General features: G+C 59.7%; 14 protein-coding genes and 1 pseudogene. 8 read left to right on the top strand and 7 right to left on the bottom strand.

Annotated elements, in window-relative coordinates:
* Positions 1-114 precede the first annotated feature (114 nt).
* Both ACWGXF_RS06845 and ACWGXF_RS06840 read left to right on the top strand, forming a co-directional pair.
* A pseudogene (locus ACWGXF_RS06845) lies at positions 115-1,606 on the top strand (type I restriction-modification system subunit M).
* 42 nt (positions 1,607-1,648) lie between these two features.
* On the top strand, positions 1,649-3,370 hold the full coding sequence (locus ACWGXF_RS06840) for a restriction endonuclease subunit S (protein ID WP_314352292.1): 1,722 nt from the start codon (positions 1,649-1,651) through the stop codon (positions 3,368-3,370).
* Between the two features lie 201 nt (positions 3,371-3,571).
* On the opposite strand, the gene ACWGXF_RS06835 is transcribed toward ACWGXF_RS06840, so the two are convergent.
* Positions 3,572-5,362 carry an acyl-CoA dehydrogenase gene (locus ACWGXF_RS06835; protein ID WP_314352291.1) on the bottom strand — a complete coding sequence of 597 codons (1,791 nt, stop codon included), beginning with the start codon at positions 5,360-5,362 and terminating at the stop codon, positions 3,572-3,574.
* Between the two features lie 484 nt (positions 5,363-5,846).
* Between ACWGXF_RS06835 and ACWGXF_RS06830 the strand changes: the two genes are divergently transcribed.
* The 3 genes from ACWGXF_RS06830 to ACWGXF_RS06820 all read left to right on the top strand — a co-directional run bounded on the left by ACWGXF_RS06830 (position 5,847) and on the right by ACWGXF_RS06820 (position 7,896).
* On the top strand, positions 5,847-6,827 hold the full coding sequence (locus ACWGXF_RS06830; protein ID WP_003062779.1) for a quinone oxidoreductase family protein: 981 nt from the start codon (positions 5,847-5,849) through the stop codon (positions 6,825-6,827).
* A 93-nt stretch (positions 6,828-6,920) separates the two neighbouring features.
* Positions 6,921-7,577, top strand: a complete 657-nt coding sequence (locus tag ACWGXF_RS06825) for a DsbA family protein (protein ID WP_054075506.1) — start codon at positions 6,921-6,923, stop codon at positions 7,575-7,577.
* Positions 7,546-7,896, top strand: a complete 351-nt coding sequence (locus tag ACWGXF_RS06820) for a Rieske (2Fe-2S) protein (protein WP_054075507.1) — start codon at positions 7,546-7,548, stop codon at positions 7,894-7,896. Before ACWGXF_RS06825 ends, ACWGXF_RS06820 begins: the two co-directional genes overlap by 32 nt.
* A 127-nt stretch (positions 7,897-8,023) precedes the next feature.
* Here the strand turns inward: ACWGXF_RS06820 and ACWGXF_RS06815 are convergent, their stop codons facing one another.
* The 4 genes from ACWGXF_RS06815 to ACWGXF_RS06800 all read right to left on the bottom strand — a co-directional run bounded on the left by ACWGXF_RS06815 (position 8,024) and on the right by ACWGXF_RS06800 (position 12,056).
* The gene (locus ACWGXF_RS06815; protein WP_232096800.1) at positions 8,024-9,136 is read right to left on the bottom strand and encodes a porin; all 1,113 of its coding nucleotides are present in this window, start codon (positions 9,134-9,136) and stop codon (positions 8,024-8,026) included.
* Between the two features lie 238 nt (positions 9,137-9,374).
* Positions 9,375-10,427, bottom strand: a complete 1,053-nt coding sequence (locus ACWGXF_RS06810; protein WP_314352289.1) for a tripartite tricarboxylate transporter substrate binding protein — start codon at positions 10,425-10,427, stop codon at positions 9,375-9,377.
* Between the two features lie 99 nt (positions 10,428-10,526).
* On the bottom strand, positions 10,527-11,129 hold the full coding sequence (locus ACWGXF_RS06805; protein WP_229227268.1) for an RBBP9/YdeN family alpha/beta hydrolase: 603 nt from the start codon (positions 11,127-11,129) through the stop codon (positions 10,527-10,529).
* A gap of 15 nt (positions 11,130-11,144) precedes the next feature.
* Positions 11,145-12,056 (bottom strand): TauD/TfdA dioxygenase family protein, encoded by a 912-nt coding sequence (locus ACWGXF_RS06800; RefSeq protein ID WP_052088092.1) that lies wholly within the window; start codon positions 12,054-12,056, stop codon positions 11,145-11,147.
* A 110-nt stretch (positions 12,057-12,166) separates the two neighbouring features.
* On the opposite strand from ACWGXF_RS06800, the gene ACWGXF_RS06795 reads away from it, so the two are divergent.
* Positions 12,167-13,189 carry an AraC family transcriptional regulator gene (locus ACWGXF_RS06795; RefSeq protein WP_314352288.1) on the top strand — a complete coding sequence of 341 codons (1,023 nt, stop codon included), beginning with the start codon at positions 12,167-12,169 and terminating at the stop codon, positions 13,187-13,189.
* Between the two features lie 77 nt (positions 13,190-13,266).
* Here the strand turns inward: ACWGXF_RS06795 and ACWGXF_RS06790 are convergent, their stop codons facing one another.
* The gene (locus ACWGXF_RS06790; protein WP_314352287.1) at positions 13,267-14,265 is read right to left on the bottom strand and encodes a tripartite tricarboxylate transporter substrate binding protein; all 999 of its coding nucleotides are present in this window, start codon (positions 14,263-14,265) and stop codon (positions 13,267-13,269) included.
* A gap of 770 nt (positions 14,266-15,035) precedes the next feature.
* On the opposite strand from ACWGXF_RS06790, the gene ACWGXF_RS06785 reads away from it, so the two are divergent.
* The gene (locus ACWGXF_RS06785) at positions 15,036-16,106 is read left to right on the top strand and encodes a BKACE family enzyme (RefSeq protein WP_012838850.1); all 1,071 of its coding nucleotides are present in this window, start codon (positions 15,036-15,038) and stop codon (positions 16,104-16,106) included.
* A gap of 133 nt (positions 16,107-16,239) precedes the next feature.
* Here the strand turns inward: ACWGXF_RS06785 and ACWGXF_RS06780 are convergent, their stop codons facing one another.
* On the bottom strand, positions 16,240-17,178 hold the full coding sequence (locus tag ACWGXF_RS06780) for an MBL fold metallo-hydrolase (RefSeq protein WP_314352286.1): 939 nt from the start codon (positions 17,176-17,178) through the stop codon (positions 16,240-16,242).
* A gap of 96 nt (positions 17,179-17,274) precedes the next feature.
* Here ACWGXF_RS06780 and ACWGXF_RS06775 point away from each other — a divergent pair, with 96 nt between their 5' ends.
* The gene (locus ACWGXF_RS06775) at positions 17,275-17,868 is read left to right on the top strand and encodes an NUDIX domain-containing protein (protein WP_046460158.1); all 594 of its coding nucleotides are present in this window, start codon (positions 17,275-17,277) and stop codon (positions 17,866-17,868) included.
* Positions 17,869-18,056: the final 188 nt, after the last annotated feature.

The following is an 18,056-nucleotide window of genomic DNA, read 5'->3' as shown; positions in this document are numbered from 1 at the left end:
TTTTTACACGACTTACGCAAAACGGGTTCGGGCAAGGCGACAGCTTCAGAAGGCAGGCCGTTGTTGCATTCTTGTTTACGTAAGTCCTAATTCAGATATCCAGAAGTTCGCAGCATGTCCAATCTGTCATCCATCATCAAGTCCATCCAAGACACCATGCGCCAGGACAGCGGGGTGGATGGAGATGCCCAGCGGCTGTCCCAACTGACCTGGCTGCTGTTCCTCAAAGTGTTTGATGCCCAGGAAGAAGAGCTGGAGTTGACCAAAGACAACTACCAAAGCGCCATCCCCGAAGCACTGCGCTGGCGCAACTGGGCCGCTGATGAAGAAGGTATGACGGGCGAAGCCTTGCTGGACTTTGTGGACAACCAGCTCATCCCCACGCTCGCCAATCTGCCCGGCAGCATCGAACAAAACCCGCGCGCCTATGTGCTGCGCAGCGTGTTCGACGACACCTACAACTACATGAAAAGCGGCCACCTGCTGCGCCAGGTCATCAACAAGCTGGCCGTCATCGACTTCAACCGCCAGGCCGAGCGCCACCAGTTCAACGACCTGTACGAAAAGCTGCTCAAAGACCTGCAGGCCGCAGGCAATGCGGGCGAGTTCTACACGCCCCGGGCCGTCACCCAGTTCATGACCGATATCGTCAACCCCCCAGCTGGGCGAAACCGTCATGGACCCCGCCACAGGCACCGGCGGCTTTCTGGTCTGCGCCATTGAGCATTTGCGCCTACAAGCCCAGACGCCCGAGCAGCAGGCCCTGCTGCAAACCGCCGTGCGCGGCGTAGAGAAAAAGCCGTTGCCCCACAGCCTGTGTGTGACCAACCTCATGCTGCACGGCATTGAAGTGCCCAGCCAGATCAAAAACGACAACACCTTGAGCCGCCCGCTGCGCGACTACGGCCGGGCCGATCAGGTGGACGTCATCCTCACCAACCCGCCCTTTGGCGGCACGGAGGAGCCCGGTATTGAAGACGGCTTTCCCGCCGACCTGCGCAGCCGCGAAACGGCTGATTTGTTCATGATTCTCATCATGAAGCTGCTCAAAGACGGTGGCTGCGCCGCCGTGGTGCTGCCCGATGGCTTTTTGTTTGGCGAAGGCAGCAAAAGCCGCATCAAAGAAAAGCTGCTCACCGAGTGCAATCTGCACACCATCGTGCGCCTGCCCAATGGCGTGTTCAACCCCTACACCGGCATCAAGACCAATATCCTGTTCTTCACCAAGGGCCAGCCCACGCAAGATGTCTGGTACTACGAGCACCCATACCCCGTGGGCGTGAAGAACTACAACAAAACCAAGCCCATCAACATCAAGGAGTTTGATGCCGAGAAAGCCTGGTGGGGCAGCGCCGCAGATGGCTACGCCAGCCGCCAGCAAACCGAGCAAGCATGGAAGGTGAGCATCGACACCCTGCGCGCCGCCAACTGGAACCTGGACCAGAAAAACCCCCATGTGGGTGAGCAGGTCAGCCATGACCCTGACGAGCTGCTGGCCAAATACCAGCAACTGCAAGCCGATGCACAAGCCCTGCGCAACCAGTTGCAAGCCATGCTGGCCCAGTCACTGGCGGGTGGTGCAGATGCTGCTGCATCTAATAAGTAATAGCTGCTAGCGCTTGATAACAAAGGATTTCAGGGTCAAACCATGCTGAACACAAGCAATGACCAGCGCAAGCTGCTACCCAATTTTGAACAACTCTTTACCACCACAGCCCAAGCCCCCGGCGGCGTGGCGCGCCTGCGCGAATTGATCTTGACGCTGGCCGTGCAAGGCAAGTTGGTGCCGCAAGATGCTAGCGATGAACCGGCCAGTGAACTGCTGAAAAAGATACGGGCGGAGAAAGACCGGCTGATTGCGGAAGGGAAGATCAAGAAAGACAAGCCGCTGGCGGAGATTACGGAAGGCGAAAAGCCGTTTGAATTACCGTTTAGCTGGGTATGGGTACGGCTAGGTATTCTTGGTGAGATCGTTGGAGGGGGTACTCCAAAATCAGATTCATCAGAGTACTGGACTGATGATGGGGTTGCCTGGGTTACACCCGCTGATTTATATGGAAAAAAAGATATTTTTATATCTCGTGGGCGAAGAGATATTACAGAACTGGGATTAAGCTCTTCTTCAGCCAAGTTGATGCCGAAAGGATCAGTGCTGTTTTCCAGTCGTGCGCCAATTGGATATGTTGCAATATCTAGTAATCCAATTGCAACAAACCAAGGTTTCAAATCTTGTGTTCCTTATTTTTCTGAATTTAATAAATTTATTTATTGGCATTTAAAATATTCAGGTCCAATTATTGATGCAGGTGCATCTGGGACTACATTTAAAGAAATTTCTGGCAGAGATTTTTCCGAAGTCTTGATTGCCCTCCCTCCTGTAGCCGAACAATCCCGCATTGTCGCTCGTGTCGAGGAACTGATGCACTTGTGTGATGCATTGGAGGAAAAAGGCCGTCTGGAGCAGGCCCAGCACCAGCAACTGTTGCAAGCCATGCTAGATAGCCTCACCCAAACCACCAGCACACATGAGCTGGCGCGTCACTGGCAGCGCTTGGCACAGCACTTTGACCTGCTCATTGATCGCCCCGAAGGCGTGGATGCGCTGGAGCAAACGATCCTCCAACTGGCAGTGCGGGGCTTGTTGGTGGAGCAGGATGCGAACGATGAGCCTGCGAGTGAGCTGTTGAAAAAGATACAGGCTGAGAAAGATCGATTGATTAATGAAAAATCATTAAAAAAAATAAAATCGTTGCCAGAAATTAGTGACGAAGAAGTTTCTTTTGATTTGCCATCTGGATGGTCTTGGACTAGATTACAGAATGCATATGATGTGCGCGATGGAACACATGATACTCCAAAATATCAATCCTCTGGATTCCCATTGGTAACCAGTAAAAATATTTACGGTGGATTTCTTGACTTAAATGATGTTAAATTTATTTCTGCCGATGATCATAAAAAAATATCTGAAAGATCAAAGGTTGAGCGTAATGATATTATTTTTGCAATGATTGGAAGTATCGGCAACCCCGTTATCGTGAATACGGATGTTGAATTTAGCGTAAAAAATGTTGCACTTTTTAAGTATTATGCAGTGAATTTATCTTGCCCAAAATTCCTGCTACTTGTTTTGCAGTCGGAGGTTGAAAGCATAAAGGCTCGTGCAGGGGGCGGCGTTCAAGCATTTGTTTCTCTTGGTCAGTTGCGTTTAACTCCAGTTGGATTTCCTCCCCTCGCCGAACAATCCCGCATCGTCGCCCGCGTCACCGAGCTGCGCGCCCTGTGCCAGCAGTTGCGTGAAAAGCTCACTCAAGCGCGCAGTACCCAAACCCAGCTGGCGCAGGCATGGGTAGAGCAGGCTGCAGCATAGTCACGACTTACGCAAAACGGGTTCAGGCAGGATGACTGCCTCAGGAGCAGGTCGTTGCTGCAATCTTGTTTGCGTAAGTCCTGGCAGGTGTGTTTGGGGGGCAAAAAATAGCGGCTAGCGCTTTATCCATAAGCGCTAGCCGCTATTTCCATGCATTTCATGATGAGGCAGGGCATTATCGCCCTGCCGTCAGGTGCAGGATCAGAACAGATCCATGGACAATGCCATCACGCTGGCTGCGCCATTGATCACGGCATCGGCCTGACCGGACACTCGGGTCAGGATATGTTCGGCATAGAACTGTGCCGTGGCCAGCTTGGCCTGCATGAAGGCCTTGTCCTGGCCCTTGGCCAGCAACTCCTGCGCGGCCAGCACCGAGCGGCCCAGCTGCCAGCCGGCGACCAGGTTGCCGGTGAGCATCAGATAGGGAACGCTGCCCGCATACGCCGCATTGGGGTCGGCCTTGGCCTTTGCCACGATGAAGTCCACCACCTGCACAAAGGCCTGACGGGCCTGGGCCAGATTCCTCGCGACTGCCTTGGCCGCATCGGTGCCGCTGGCAATGAGAGCCGCCTCGGTCTTTTCGATCTGGGCGGCAATGGCCTTGGCGGTCTGGCCTCCATCACGCGCGGTCTTGCGGCCGACCAGGTCATTGGCCTGGATGGCGGTCGTGCCCTCATAGATGGTCAGGATCTTGGCGTCGCGGTAATACTGGGCGGCGCCGGTTTCCTCGATAAAGCCCATGCCGCCATGCACCTGCACGCCCAGGCTGGTGACTTCCAGGCTCATTTCGGTGCTGTAGCCCTTGACCAGGGGCACCATGAATTCATAGAAGGTCTGATTGGCCTGACGCACTTCGGCGTCCGGATGGTGGTGGGCGGCATCGTAGGCGGCGGCGGCGGCGGTTGCCATGGCGCGGCAGCCCTCGTTGCTGGCACGCATGGTCATCAGCATGCGGCGCACATCGGGGTGGTGGATGATGGTGGCGCTGGCCTTGACCGAGCCGTCGACGGGGCGGCTTTGCACGCGTTCCTTGGCGTAGGCCACGGCGTGCTGGTAGGCACGCTCGGCGACGGCCAGGCCCTGCAGGCCCACGGCATAGCGGGCGGCGTTCATCATGATGAACATGTATTCGAGGCCGCGGTTTTCCTCGCCCACGAGGTAGCCGATGGCTCCTCCGTTGTCGCCAAATTGCAGCACGGCCGTGGGCGAGGCCTTGATGCCCATCTTGTGCTCGATGCTGACGCAGTGCACATCGTTGCGCTTGCCCAAGGAGCCGTCCTGGTTCACGAGGAACTTGGGCACGACGAACAGGCTGATCCCCTTGACGCCCTCGGGCGCCCCCGCCACGCGGGCCAGCACCAGGTGGACGATGTTGTCCGCCATATCGTGCTCACCATAGGTGATGAAGATCTTGGTGCCGAAGACCTTGTAGCTGCCGTCGCCCTGAGGCTCGGCCCTGGTGCGCACCAGGGCCAGGTCGGATCCGGCCTGGGGCTCGGTCAGGTTCATGGTGCCTGTCCATTCGCCGGTCACGAGCTTTTCCAGATAGGTGGACTTGAGCGCGTCACTGCCGGCAGTCAGCAGCGCCTCGATGGCGCCGTCGGTCAGCAGCGGGCACAGAGCAAAGCTCAGGTTGGCGCTATTGAGCATCTCGATACAGGCCGCGCCAATGGTCTTGGGCAGCCCCTGGCCGCCAAAGTCGGCAGGATGTTGCAGACCCTGCCAACCGCCTTCGGCGTACTGCTTGAAGGCATCGGCAAAGCCGGGCGTGGTGGTGACCACACCATCCTTGAAGGAAGAGGGATTGAGGTCGCCGGGAACATTCAGGGGGGCGACCACGCCTTCGCAGAGCTTGGCGCATTCTTCGAGCACGGCCTGCGCAGTTTCCAGCCCCGCATCTTCAAAGCCGGGAATCTGGGCGACCTGCTCGATCTGGGCCAGATGCTCCATGTCGAACAGCATGTCTTTGATGGGCGCTTTGTAGGTCATCGTCTCTGTTTCCTTGAATGCTGGCCCGGCTGGCTGCCAGACCTGGGTTGTGCCTTGGATTGTTGGGGATGTTGCCTGCCACGGATGGCAGGGGCTTCCCTCGACTTCATGTCTGGCGCCTGGCAAGAATGTCAGGACCTCGCATTGGTTTGACGTTTACGTAAACGGAATGATTCTAGAGGCTGTGACGGGCTTGCCGCAGTCGCAGACGCGCAATATGGTGGCCAACGCTTGCGGCAAGCTTTCAATCAAAGAGAAACTTTATAGTTAACTTTTTTGACCTGGTGTTTACCCGTGGTGTCGCGTAAAGACAAGAGAGCGGCGTTCTCGGGAAATGTCCTGGAGCCGAATTCCCATAAATTCAACCCAGTCTGAATGGAAGAATACCGGGGATATGGCCTAAGTCATTGATTCGTATTGCTTCTGTTCGAGGTGAGGCAGTGTGCTGCATCACCTTTCGATTGGTATCTGACTGGGAGTTTGTATGGCTAAAGTAATCCGTTATCACGAAGTTGGCGGCCCCGAGGTGTTGCGACAGGAAGACATTGAAGTCGGCCAACCCGGTCCAGGTCAGGTCCGCCTCAAGCAAGGCGCTGTAGCCTTGAACTTTGCCGATACCTATTTCCGCTCCGGTCTGTATCCCGCTCCTTTGCCCGCGGGCGTGGGCAGCGAGGCTTGCGGCACGATCACGGCCGTGGGCGACGGCGTGACGGATTTCAAGGTCGGCGACCGCGTGACCTATACCGGTGCACTGAACACCATCGGCGCTTACGCCACGGAGCGCCTGATTTCTGCTGCCCCCCTGATCCGTCTGCCTGACAATATCAGCTTTGAAACCGCAGCAGCCATCACCATGCGTGGACTGACGGCGGCTTACCTGATGCGCCGTATCTGGGACTTCAAGAAGGGCGACACCATCTTGCTGCATGCTGCAGCCGGTGGCGTGGGCCTGCTGGTGTCGCAGTGGGCAAAGCTGGAAGGCCTGAACGTGATCGGCACAGTCTCCAGCGATGCCAAGGCCGAAGTGGCCAAGGCCAACGGCTGCGTTCACACCATCAACTACAGCCACGAAGACGTGGCCAAGCGCGTGCGTGAGCTGACAGACGGCGTGGGCGTGAATGCCGTCTTCGACAGCGTGGGCAAGGACACTTTCGAGGGCTCGCTCAACAGCCTGAAGGTGCGCGGGCTGATGGTCTGTCTGGGTACGGCTTCGGGCTCCATTGCGCCATTCAACCCGCAGATTCTGGCCGGCAAAGGCTCGCTCTTCCTGACGCGTCCTGCATCGGCGCATTACATCGCCGACCCCGCGGAGCGTGCAGAGCTGGCCAACGAACTGTTCGCCCATGTGGCCGAAGGCCGTATCAAGGTGGATATCAGCAAGCGCTATGCGCTGGAAGACGCCGTTCAGGCTCACCGCGATCTGGAAGCCCGCAAGATTGTGGGATCGGCCATCTTCACGCTCTGAGATACCAAAGGCAGCACTTCTGTATGAAAAGGGCTGAGCCATTCAGCCCTTTTTTTGCATCAACCCCGGTGATTGCCCAAGGAAATAAATGCCATGACTCAAAGCTCTGCTGCAACGACACTGCAGGTCGACTTTTCGCTGGACCTGATCTGCCCCTGGTGCTGGATCGGTCTGCGCAATCTGCTGGCCGCCCGTGAGATGCTGCTGGCCAGATATCCCGACCAGCAGCTTGCAATCCATTGGCATGCAGACACTCTGCTGCCCCATATCCCGGAGCATGGAGTGCCTTACCAGGCCTTCTACGAAGCCAGGCTGGGCGGTCCCAGGGCCGTGGAGGTTCGCCGTGCCCAGGTGCGCTCGGCGGCCCATGCGGCGGGCCTGCAGATCAATCATGCGCTGATTGAAACCTTCCCCAGCACGCGCCTGGTTTGTGCGTTGGTCAACTACGCCCAGACTCTGCTCGATGGTGAATCCATGATCCGTTTTGTGGAGTCCATCTTTGCCGCTTACTTTGTGCAGGGCCGCGATATAGGCTCGGTCATGGTGCTGCAGCAGCTGGCGCACTCGGCAGCACTGGACTGGAGTCCTTCCCGCTTTGATGCGCTGCGCTACCAAAGCGAGGCCGGCCATACCGGCGGCGTGCCGCATATGGTGTTCAACCAGCGTCTGCAGGTGACGGGCGCGGTGGCGCCCGCGGAGCTGCTGCGCGCCATGGAGCATGCCCGTGTTGCCGACAGCATCTTCGCCTGATACCGCATTGCTGGCCGCCGGTGCCGCGCGGGATTTGCCGCCTGGCGGGCGAAAGTTGGTCTTCACGCCTGGTGGCCAGAGCATCTTGCTGCTGAATGTCGAAGGCGAGTTCTATGCCTTGGAGAACAGCTGCCCGCATGCGGGTGCCTCCATGGCCGGCGGCAATTGCGATGCCCATGTGCTGAGCTGCCCCGCGCATGGACTCAAGTTCGATATCCGCAGCGGCAAGTGCACGGCATCGCCGCAGATGACGATTCCTCTCTACGAAGTTCTTGTCAGAGAGGGACTGCTCTGGCTCAAACCGCCTGACAACTGCTGATACACCCTCGAGCGCTGATGTGCATAGAAGAAGGCCCGCAGATTTTCTCTGCGGGCCTTCTTCTATGGTTTCAGGATTGATGTCCTCTGGTCGGCAACCGGCAGGCGCCGGTTGCCATGGATTGGACTCAGAACGTGTGGCGAATGCCGATGTCAAAGCCCGAGGCATTGCCGCCAGCGACTGGAATCGGGCCTTGCAGCGCGCCCGTGGCCACCGGCAGGTTGATGCTGCCGCGGTTGTCTACATAGGCATAGGTGCCGTAGAGTGCGGTGCGCTTGGAGAGGTTGTGCACATAACCCACGGCGTACTTGTTGGAGCTGCTGCCGCTGTTGTCATTGCGGTTCAGGCGCATGAAGCTCATGGGGATATTGCCGTTGCCGACCTTCCAGATGGCACCCAGCTGCCAGTAGCGTACATGGTCGGCATTGTCCAGACCTGCCAGGCGGTTGCCGGTGCGGTGATCGGCAGCCAGAACCATGAGGCGGTGGCCCTCCCAGAGGTAGGATGCGGCGGCATTGATCTGTCTGTAATCGTCGGCCGCACGATTCTTGGTGGACGTGATGGCGACGGCTGCATCCCAGTTGTCGCCTCCATAGCCCAGGCGTGCACCATAGACGCGGCCGTCCTGGCGGTTGGGGCCGGCATCGTTTTCACCGAATGCAGTCATCAACTGATAGAACAGGCCTTTGCAACTGGAGCTGGAGCAGCCGGGCGAGAAGTAGCCAATGCTGTTCGATGCCCGAAAGCCCGTCACAGTGGTACCGTGCAGCACATGCAGGCTCATGCCCACGCCCAGGCGAAAGGGGTCGTAGTTGAACATGTTCCAGAAGGCGGGCACATAGTCGCGGCCCAGACGTACCTCGCCCCATTGCTTGCTCTGCAGATAGACCAGGGCCTTGCGGTTGAAGCTCAGACCGTTGCTGCTGCCTGCCCCCGAAGGCTGGTTGTTGGTGTTGGAGGCCTGGCCGGTGCCGTTGTCGGTATTGAGACCCGCTTCCAGATCAAAGCCGGCGGCCAGACCGCTGCCGAGATCTTCACGGCCCTTGAAGCCCAGGCGGCTGGCCTGATTGCCGCTGGAGGTCAGCATCTGACGCGAGCCTGCGCCAGCGCCGCGGTAATTGGATACGGCCATATCCACCACGCCATAGACCTGCACAGAGGATTGTGCCGAGGCCGCCAGCGGCGCCAGCGTGCATGCGAGAGCGCTCAGCGCATTGAAAGCCATTTTTTTTGTAGTCATTCATGTCTCCTTGAACCGTTGAAAAAAGATGCCTGATGGCAAACCGACGAAAAACACAGCAGGGCAAGGCCGGGCCTGGGGATGGGTTGAGGGCGCAGGCAAGCCCACAGCTCTAATCCCGCCAAAGGACTGGAGCTGGGTGCGGCCGCCCACGGTGCCAAGGGTGGGCACCGGGCAGAGGTCTTGAATCAGATAAGTAATGGAGCAGCTTGAGGGCAACTGCTCAAGGACCCGGGCCTCAGTTTTCGGGCTTGTAGCCTATGGACTTGAGCAGGGCTGCCTGCTTGCGGCTGGCCTCTTTGAGGTCGGCCGTCATTTCTGCCGTGGTAAGGGGCTGGCCGGGCTCCATGCCCACCGTGGCGAGCTGCTTGAGAACGGCCTCCTTGCGGAAATGCGCCAGCGCCACATCCCGCAGCTTCTGCTGGATGGCTGCCGGGGTTTGCGGGTGGGACCACAGGGCGAACCAGCCGGGTTTGGACAGCTGGGGATAGCCCAGCTCCGTGAAGGTCGGCACCTCTGGCAAAGTCTGCAGGCGGGTCGGATAGACGGCGGCCAGCGCCTTGATCTTGCCGCTGCGAATCAGGGGTAGCGAAGTGGTGACGCCATCGAACATCACCGGGACATGGCCGCCCATGAGGTCCACCAGAGCAGGGGGCGAGCCCTTGTAGCCCACATGGCGCATATTGATCTTGGCCAACTGGCCCAGCAGCATGCCCGAGGTGTGACCCTTCAGGCCCGTGGCGTAGGAGGCAAAGTCCACGCCGTCGCGTTGCTGTCTGGCGTAGCTGATGAATTCGGGCAGGGTCTGGAACGGCAGATCCTTGTTGGCGACCATGACCAGTCCGGTGCGTGTGAGCTGGGCCAGCGGCGTCAGGTCCTTGAACGGGTCGAAACTGACTTTCTGGGCCAGGGGCGCCTCGCTCAGTGCTCCGTCCTGAATCACCAGAAAGGTGTAGCCGTTTTTGCCATGGGACTTGAGGTCCTGGATGCCGATGGCCCCCGAGGCACCGGGCTTGGACTCCACGATCACGGGCTGCTTGAGCTCTTGCTGCATGCCCTCTGCCAGCAGGCGGGCCAGGGTGTCAGCCGTGCCGCCGGCAGGCCCGGTGACGATCAGGCGTATGGGCTTGGTCGGCCAGTCCGCGGTCTGCTCGGCCTGTGCGGGCAAGGCCAGGCTGGCGGCCACGGCCATGACGGCCAGGCCTAATTTCCGGCGCAGTGCGCAGGCTGTCGCGGTGCGAGAACCTGCGGTGTCCACTGAATTGCGTGAGGCGGGTGTCGTTGCCTTCATTGCTTGTCTCCTTCAATGGGGAGATCTGGCTCCCCATCTGCGCGCACCTTTTATATATTGTGGGTGGCTGCGCATTCATCGTGATGGTCTTCGGGTGGCTCAGGCCGTTGGCTCGGGCTGTCGGGCTTCGATCCGAGCCTGCAAATCCTCGATCAGCTGTTTTGCCTGCGGCCAGGGGCCATGGCCCGAGGCCGGGTTCAGGTGGCCCTGGGGGCCCAGCTCCACCAGCTCGCTCCCCCAGTCGCGCGCAAAGCCGCGCGCGCGCTCCAACTGGGTCAGCGGGTCATTGCTGCTGGCTGCCAGCAGTGTGGGAAACGGCAGGCGCTGGCGCGGGATGGGCGTCCAGCCGTGGGCTGCCAGCACATCCTTGGGGGGGTAGCCGGCAGGCATCTGGGTTTCCACATCGGCGGGGGCGGCCAGCAAGGCTCCGAGAATGGGACGGGCTCGGCGCAGCGCCCAGTGCGCCACCATCATGCAGCCGGCGCTGTGCGCCACGATGACGACGGGGCCGTCGATGCCGTCCAGTGCACGGTCGATCGCGTCCAGGCGGGCCTGGCAGCTGAGCTTGTCCTGCTCCAGCGGTGGCACGGTGACGCAGGGGACGGACTGCGCAGTCAGCTCCTTGGCCAGCAGCGTCTGCCAGTGCTCTTCCACATGGTCGCGCAGGCCGGGGATGATGAGAATCGTGTGCTTCAAGGTCATCTTCTGTCTCCTGGCTCAGTCCGTGGGGCCGCCGATGATGGCGGTGCGTTCCATCTTGCGGTGGCAGGGCTGGTAGTCCATCACAGCGTAGTGCTGGGTGGAGCGGTTGTCCCAGAAGGCTACGCTGTTTTTGCTCCATTTGAAGCGCACCTGGTACTCGGGAATCATGGCCTGGCTGGTCAGGTAATTGAGCAGTTGCGAGGAGCCGGGCGATTTGTCCAGGCCGAAGCGCACATTGGCGGGTGTGTTGTAGTTGGTGAAATGGGTGGTGAAGCTGCTGTTGACGAACAGAATCTTCTCGCCGGTTTCGGGGTGGATGCGGACCACGGGGTGCTCGGCGTCGGGGTATTGGGCCTTGAGTGCCAGACGCTTTTCGATAGGCATGACGGCACCAAAGCTCGCTTCGATGCTATGGCGGGCACGCAGATGCTCGATCTTGACCTTGATGTCGTCTGGCAGGTTCTCATAGGCCATCACCATGTTCACCCACATGGTGTCGCCGCCCACTGGCGGGCATTCAACGCAGCGCAGCACGCAGCCCATGGGGGGCTGCTCGCGCCAGGTGGCATCGGTGTGCCATGAGTTCTCGTTGCGGTCCAGAGGGTTGTCGGGGGTCTTGTAGATCTGCACCAGGCCTGGGTGCTCGGGGTGGCTTCCCACCACCGGGTGGTCTTCCAGTTCGCCAAATTTGCGCGCAAACGCCACATGCTCGGCGCGTGTGATGTCCTGGTCGCGGAAAAAGATCACGCGGTGCTTGAGCAGTGCCTGGCGGATCTCGGCCATCAGGCCTTCGTCCTCGGCGGCCGCTCCCAGGTGAACGTTGGACAGCTCCGCACCGATGGAGCAGGTCAGAGGATTGACTTCCAGCGAGCGGGTCAAAGAGCTGGAGCGGATAAGGGCGGGTGCTGCGCCAACCTCGTTTTTCATTGGGAAGTCTCCTTATAGAATCAATGTCGCCAGTGTGAAAACTCCCCTCGATCGGCGCTTGTCATTACATGACTGGTGCTTTGCAATTAGTGCCAAGTTAGTGAAACCCCATGGCCTCTCTCGTTCGCGCCGCCTGCTTGACCAATTACGCCGAAGTCGCCCAGGCTTCGGGACTGAATGGCGCGCGCATGCTGCTCGATGCCGGCCTGAGCCCCGGTGTGCTCGACGAGCCGGATCTGATGATTCCGGTGGACAAGGTGGGGCGTTTGCTGCAGGCCTCGGCCACGCAGTCGGGCAATGAAAGCTTTGGTCTGTGCATGGCGCGCTCGCGCCTGCTGTCCAATATGGGGCCAGTGGGCCTGCTGATTCGCGATCAGGCTACGCTGCGCGATTCGCTGAGCCTGCTGGTGCGTCATCTGGCCCTGCTCAACGGCGCCATGACGCTGGAGCTGGATGAGCAGGCCGACACGGTGCTGATCCGTGAGCTGTTGCTGGCCGGCCGTGCCCATGAGCCTACGCGCCAGCGCGTGGAGCTGGCGCTGGGCGTGATGGTGCGCGCCATTCGGCAGCTGATAGGTCGCGACTGGCAGCCTCGCATGGTGTGTTTCGAGCACGCCGCGCCCAAGGACCTGAGCATGCATCACCTGATGTTCGGCCCGCGCGTGGAGTTCAATCAAGAGTTCAACTGCATTGTTTGCGTCAAGGCCGATCTCGATACGCGCAACGAATTTGCCGACCCTGCCATGGTGCGCTATGCCCAGAAGCTGCTGGAGTCCGTGGCTCCCATGAGCGAGGAAGCAGTGCTTGACGATGTGCGCCGCACCATCTTGCTGCTGTTGCCCAGCGGGCGCTGCAGCATTGAGAAAGTCAGCGAGCACCTGGGTGTGGTGCCACGCACCATTCAGCGCCGGCTGACGGAAAAGGGTCAGAGCTTTTCCTCGCTGATGAACGATATCCGCAAGGAGCTGGCCGTGCGCTATGTGTTCGAGAGCAACCGCTCTCTGACCGAAGTGGCCGAGCTGCTGGGCTTTACGGCCCCCAGCAGTTTTTCACGCTGGTATCAGAGCCAGTTCGGCTGCAGTGCCAAGGACAGCCGTGCCAAGGCGCAGACCGAAGGCACAGGCGGCGCATAAAAAAGCGGGCCGCAGGGGCCCGCCAAACACACTACCAAAGTGCCACCCCAGGAAGAGGGCGGCTACGCCAGCGTCCTTCAGTTGCTGGCGATTCTGAGCTTGCTCAGAATTTTGCGGTTCTGCTCCACCGTGTTCAGCATTTTTTGTTGCAGCTCCGTCATCGTGCTGGGCTGGGGGGCGTCAAAGCCCTGGGTTTTGAGCTGCGCCTGAAACTTGGCGGATTGAGTCACCTTGTCCATTTCCTGGCGCACCTTCTGGGTCAGGGCCGGGGGCGTGCTGCTCAGCACGAACAGTCCCACACTGGCATCGGGCAGCACAAAGTCGGGCATGTTCTGCTCGGCAAAGCTGGGCACATCGGGTAGCAGGCGCGAGCGGTTGGGCGAGACCACGCCCAGGGCCTTGATCTTGCCGGCCTTGACCAGCGGGGCTGCATTGGTCACCACTTCAAAAGTCAGTTGTACCTGATTGCCGATCAGATCGACGATGGCAGGGGCCGAGCCCTTGTAGGGCACGGCGGTGATCTTGCCGCCGCTTTTCTCGCTCAGCAACTCACCCAGCATGTCGGAGCGAGTGCCGGGGCTCAGGTTGGCGATATTGATAGGGCCGGAGCTCTTTTTTGCATAGTCCAGCACCTCCTGAATCCTGTTGGGGGGAAAGCTGTTGTTGGCCACCAGCATATGCACCATGGAGGCCACATCCGAGACATAGGTGAATGTCTTGTGCACGTCAAACGGTGTCTTCACGGTGAGTGGAAAGTCGGTCCAGATGCTGGAGGGCGCAATCATCAGCGTATGCCAGTCGGCAGGTGCATTCATCACGGCGCGCTCGGCAATCACGGCCGATCCGCCGGGTTTGTTGTCGACGACCACGGGCTGGCCCAGATTGGTCTGCAGATGATCGGCCACCAGGCGCGCCACACCATCGGTGATGCCACCAGGAGGCGCAGGAACGACGAGGCGGATGGGTTTGACGGGCCAGGCGGGTGCAGGGGTCTGAGCCTGTACGGCGGTGCTGGCCATTACGCCGACGCAAAGAATTGCGGCGCAGGAACGCAGGGTTCGAGGAATGTTTCGCATGTGTTGCTCCCTAAATGGAGTTGCTCAGATGGCGCTGGCGGGAGAGTCTGTGACCCGCCCATCTTCAAGAACGCAAGCATTCAGAGTTTGTCTTGCTGCGGCGCTATCGGCTCTGGCTCGCAAGACGCGAATCACGGGCATCACTTGCGGGCCGGGTGGTCCAGCAAAATTCACAGCGGTTGTCATTGATGTCTCCTGTCGTTTTTCATGGGGGACAGACATTCGGCATGACGCCGATCTCTGTCTCGCAGGGGGCAGACCCAACGAATAGGTGATCCGCTGAATCTGCCGGCATGTCCCTGCGCTCTTGTGCTTGGGGTGTAGGAATGCACCAATTCATGATGGAGGTCCGCAAGTCCGGTGACTTGGCGTTTCATGCCTGCGACTTCGCATTTGATGACTGCAGTACTCCGCACTTACCCGATGTAGGGTTGCAGCCTGCATGGCTTCGATGCGTGCTTGAGGCGCGGTATGGGCGCCTTGCAATCGGAGCCGCGAGGAGGGGGAGATCGCAGGTTGCCGATGGTGCGCGGCAGTCGCCTGGACTTTTGCAGTGCATGAGCCGATGTTGTCTCTCTGTTGCCTGAGCCAATCACCTTCAGGCATGGTTTGCCGGTCTTGTCGCGTTTGAGAAAGCGCGTGTCTTGAAATGCAAAGTGGCATCTCGCATGGCATTTGATACTGGCTTCACGCATCGGCAATGGCCTGAAATCGGCTGATGCAGTTTGTCCAGACACTGATTTCTCGCACTCAAACCGGAGACAACAACCATGAACTTTCTTGACGGTCACCTGTATCCCGAAAACCAGCAACCGCTGATCATCACTGCAGCTCCTTACGCTCCGGGCTGGATTCCCTCGGACTTCCCCGAGGACATCCCCATCACCATGGAAGAGCAGATTCAGAAGGCCGTGGACTGCTATGAGGCCGGCGCCACCGTGCTGCATCTGCATGTGCGTGAAGACGACGGCAAGGGCAGCAAGCGTCTGTCCAAGTTCAACGAGCTTATTGCCGGTGTGCGTGAGCGTGTGCCCGAGATGATCATCCAGGTCGGCGGCTCCATCAGCTTTGCGCCCGAAGGCCCGGACGGCGAAGCCAAGTGGCTCTCCGACGATACCCGCCATATGCTGGCCGAGCTGACACCCGTGCCCGACCAGGTGACGGTGACCGTGAACACCACGCAGATGAACGTGACCGAGCATGCCGGCGAAGACGACTTCCGCGGTGTCTCGCGCGGCTTCCCGCATCTGCACAAGACCTACAAGGACATGATTGTTCCCTCGAACCCCAGCTTCGTCGAAGAACATATCCGTCGCCTGTCCGAAAAGGGCATCCAGAGCGCCTTCCAGGTCTACAACATCAACAGTTTCGAAACCATAGAGCGCATGATCCGCCGTGGCGTCTACAAGGGGCCGCTGGTCATGAACTGGGTCGCCATCAGCGGCGGCATGGACCAGGCCAATATCTACAACCTGGCCAATATGCTGCGCGCCGTGCCCGACAACGCCATCGTGACGGTGGAAAGCTCGGTGCTGAACGTGCTGCCCATCAATATGATCGGCATGGCCCTGGGTCTGCATGTGCGCTGCGGTATCGAAGACGTGCTGTGGAATCAGACCCGCACCGGCAAGATGAGCACCGTGGAGCAGATCAAGCAGCTGGTGCGCATTGCGGGCGAGTTCGGTCGCCCGATTGCCACGGCCCAGCAGGCCCGCGAGATCAAGCAGATCGGCGTGTTCTACGAAACCGCCGACGAAACCCTGGCCAAGAACGGCTTCGCACCCAACCGCAAGGGCGCCAACCAGGGCTTTCTGCGCAAGCCCATGGACGCTGTGGCCTGAGTCTCAAAGCCCGGGTGACCGGGCCCGGCTGATCTAGCCGCTGTGCGTTTGTCACGCTTGCCTGGTGGATGCGTGGCCAAGCGCCTGCCACCGCCGACTTCCTTGAGAAGTCGGCTTTTTTATTTCTCTGGATTCAAGCCCGCAGATAAAGGTCTTCGCCGCGCACGTTGCGCTGCTGCAGGATTTCTCCGACCGCCAGCAGCTCATCCAGATGCTGGGAAATGCTGCGCGTCTCGGCCCCCTGTACCCAGGGCGCATCAAAGCCCTGCGGGTAGAGCAGGCGTTGCTCCACCATCTGCGAGAGCGTCATGGGCCGCTGCGCCAGCCATTCGAGAATGCGCGCACCGCGCTCGTCAATGACCGCAGCAAAGCGCTTGAGGTCTCGCATAAATGCCTCGCGTTCCGTGTAAATGCCCTTGTGGTGCGAGGTCACCCAGACCCGGGCCTCGATCTCGGGCAGCCGCGCCAGGCTGCGGCGAAAGTCAGTCAGACAGGAGCAGGCATCGCCGTAATAAGGGCCGAATCCTGTCAGGTCGATATCGCCGATAAAGGCAACACCTTCGGGCTCGATCAGCAGCACGGTATGGCCGGCGGTATGGCCAGGCATATGAATGGCGCGAATCTGCGACCGGCCCAGCTCCCAGACGGCTCCATCCTCGTAGCCCTTGGCATCGGGTCTGGGGGCGTAGAAGAATTCGCTCTCCAGCTTGCTGCGCAGGATGCCGGCCTGCGCCGAATCGGCCCAGCCAAGGGTGGCAACCAGGCCCTCCCAGCTTTGCAAGGCCGCCAGATCGCCCGCGTGAGCAAAGACCTGCGCGTCCGGTAGGCGGTGCAGGCCGGCCATATGGTCCTCATGCACATGACCCATCACCACCAGCTCGGTGGCATCGAACTCGGCCCCGATAAGGTTGGCAACGATAGGCGTATCCAGCGCTGCCAGCGTATCGCTGCCGCGAATCATGACCTGGTTGCCGTCCGGATACTTGCCACCCTTGGCGCCGCGAAACACCGTCACGCGGCCAAACTGGTGGCGCTGTATGTCTGTCTGGGCTGTGTCGATGGGATGCATCATGGTCTGAGTGGAGGAAAGTGAAGCCGGCTTCTGCGAAGATTAAAACCTTGGATGTATTTGCGCTGTCACCACAGCGCTTTGAAAGACGAGTCGGAGATGACCCAACAAGACAAACAGGCTCAGGAAGCCCATCTGATCGAGCACCCCATCAAAAGCGAGCTGGTGCACCAGGGCAGTTTTCTGCAGGTGAGGCTCGATACCGTGCGTCTGCCTCATGGCGGGCAGGCCACGCGCGAGTATGTGGTGCACCCCGGCGCCGTGGTGGTGATCGGGCTGCTCGACGATGGACGCGTGCTGCTGGAGCGGCAGTTTCGCTACCCCGTGGGCCGGGTCATGACTGAGTTTCCCGCAGGCAAGCTCGATGCGGGCGAGCAGCCGCTGATCTGCGCTCAGCGCGAGCTGCTGGAGGAAACCGGCTACAGCGCGCGGGAATGGGCCTATGCCGGCCCCATGCATCTGGCGATCGGCTACTCCGACGAAGTCATTCACATCTTCTTCGCGCGCGGCCTGACCGCGGGCGAGCGCCAGCTCGATGCTGACGAGTTTCTCGATGTCTGCAGCATGACGGCTGACGAGCTGCTGGACGGCGTGCGTAGTGGCCAGGTCACTGATGCCAAGACCCTGAGCTGCTGCCTGTGGCTGCAGAACGTGCAAAGCGGTGCCTGGCCTCTGGAGTGGAAGCCAGCTTGATTTTTTGATAGCTGCTTGCGTATATTGGCAATGGGTTTCAGCTATGAAAGTTCCTGAAATTCATGGCAGTCAGGCGCTGGCTGCTTCTTTTTCGGGATTGCCTGATGCCCATCAGTGTTTGTCGTCGGGTGATGACAGGCGCTGCAGGACCTTCCTATAAACTGGTGCCATGCACCATGGCGTACCAC

The organism is Comamonas sp. HJ-2 (assembly GCF_053615495.1).
The sequence above is the reverse complement of the archived record's forward strand: the minus strand, read 5'-3'. Positions and strand labels throughout refer to the sequence as shown.

What these genes read in the sequence shown, in the direction of transcription:
- ACWGXF_RS06840 (WP_314352292.1), top strand. Translation starts at nt 1,649, where the DNA reads ATGCTGAACACAAGCAATGACCAGCGCAAGCTGCTACCCAATTTTGAA.
- ACWGXF_RS06835 (WP_314352291.1), bottom strand. Translation starts at nt 5,362, where the DNA reads ATGACCTACAAAGCGCCCATCAAAGACATGCTGTTCGACATGGAGCAT.
- ACWGXF_RS06830 (WP_003062779.1), top strand. Translation starts at nt 5,847, where the DNA reads ATGGCTAAAGTAATCCGTTATCACGAAGTTGGCGGCCCCGAGGTGTTG.
- ACWGXF_RS06825 (WP_054075506.1), top strand. Translation starts at nt 6,921, where the DNA reads ATGACTCAAAGCTCTGCTGCAACGACACTGCAGGTCGACTTTTCGCTG.
- ACWGXF_RS06820 (WP_054075507.1), top strand. Translation starts at nt 7,546, where the DNA reads ATGCCCGTGTTGCCGACAGCATCTTCGCCTGATACCGCATTGCTGGCC.
- ACWGXF_RS06815 (WP_232096800.1), bottom strand. Translation starts at nt 9,136, where the DNA reads ATGACTACAAAAAAAATGGCTTTCAATGCGCTGAGCGCTCTCGCATGC.
- ACWGXF_RS06810 (WP_314352289.1), bottom strand. Translation starts at nt 10,427, where the DNA reads ATGAAGGCAACGACACCCGCCTCACGCAATTCAGTGGACACCGCAGGT.
- ACWGXF_RS06805 (WP_229227268.1), bottom strand. Translation starts at nt 11,129, where the DNA reads ATGACCTTGAAGCACACGATTCTCATCATCCCCGGCCTGCGCGACCAT.
- ACWGXF_RS06800 (WP_052088092.1), bottom strand. Translation starts at nt 12,056, where the DNA reads ATGAAAAACGAGGTTGGCGCAGCACCCGCCCTTATCCGCTCCAGCTCT.
- ACWGXF_RS06795 (WP_314352288.1), top strand. Translation starts at nt 12,167, where the DNA reads ATGGCCTCTCTCGTTCGCGCCGCCTGCTTGACCAATTACGCCGAAGTC.
- ACWGXF_RS06790 (WP_314352287.1), bottom strand. Translation starts at nt 14,265, where the DNA reads ATGCGAAACATTCCTCGAACCCTGCGTTCCTGCGCCGCAATTCTTTGC.
- ACWGXF_RS06785 (WP_012838850.1), top strand. Translation starts at nt 15,036, where the DNA reads ATGAACTTTCTTGACGGTCACCTGTATCCCGAAAACCAGCAACCGCTG.
- ACWGXF_RS06780 (WP_314352286.1), bottom strand. Translation starts at nt 17,178, where the DNA reads ATGATGCATCCCATCGACACAGCCCAGACAGACATACAGCGCCACCAG.
- ACWGXF_RS06775 (WP_046460158.1), top strand. Translation starts at nt 17,275, where the DNA reads ATGACCCAACAAGACAAACAGGCTCAGGAAGCCCATCTGATCGAGCAC.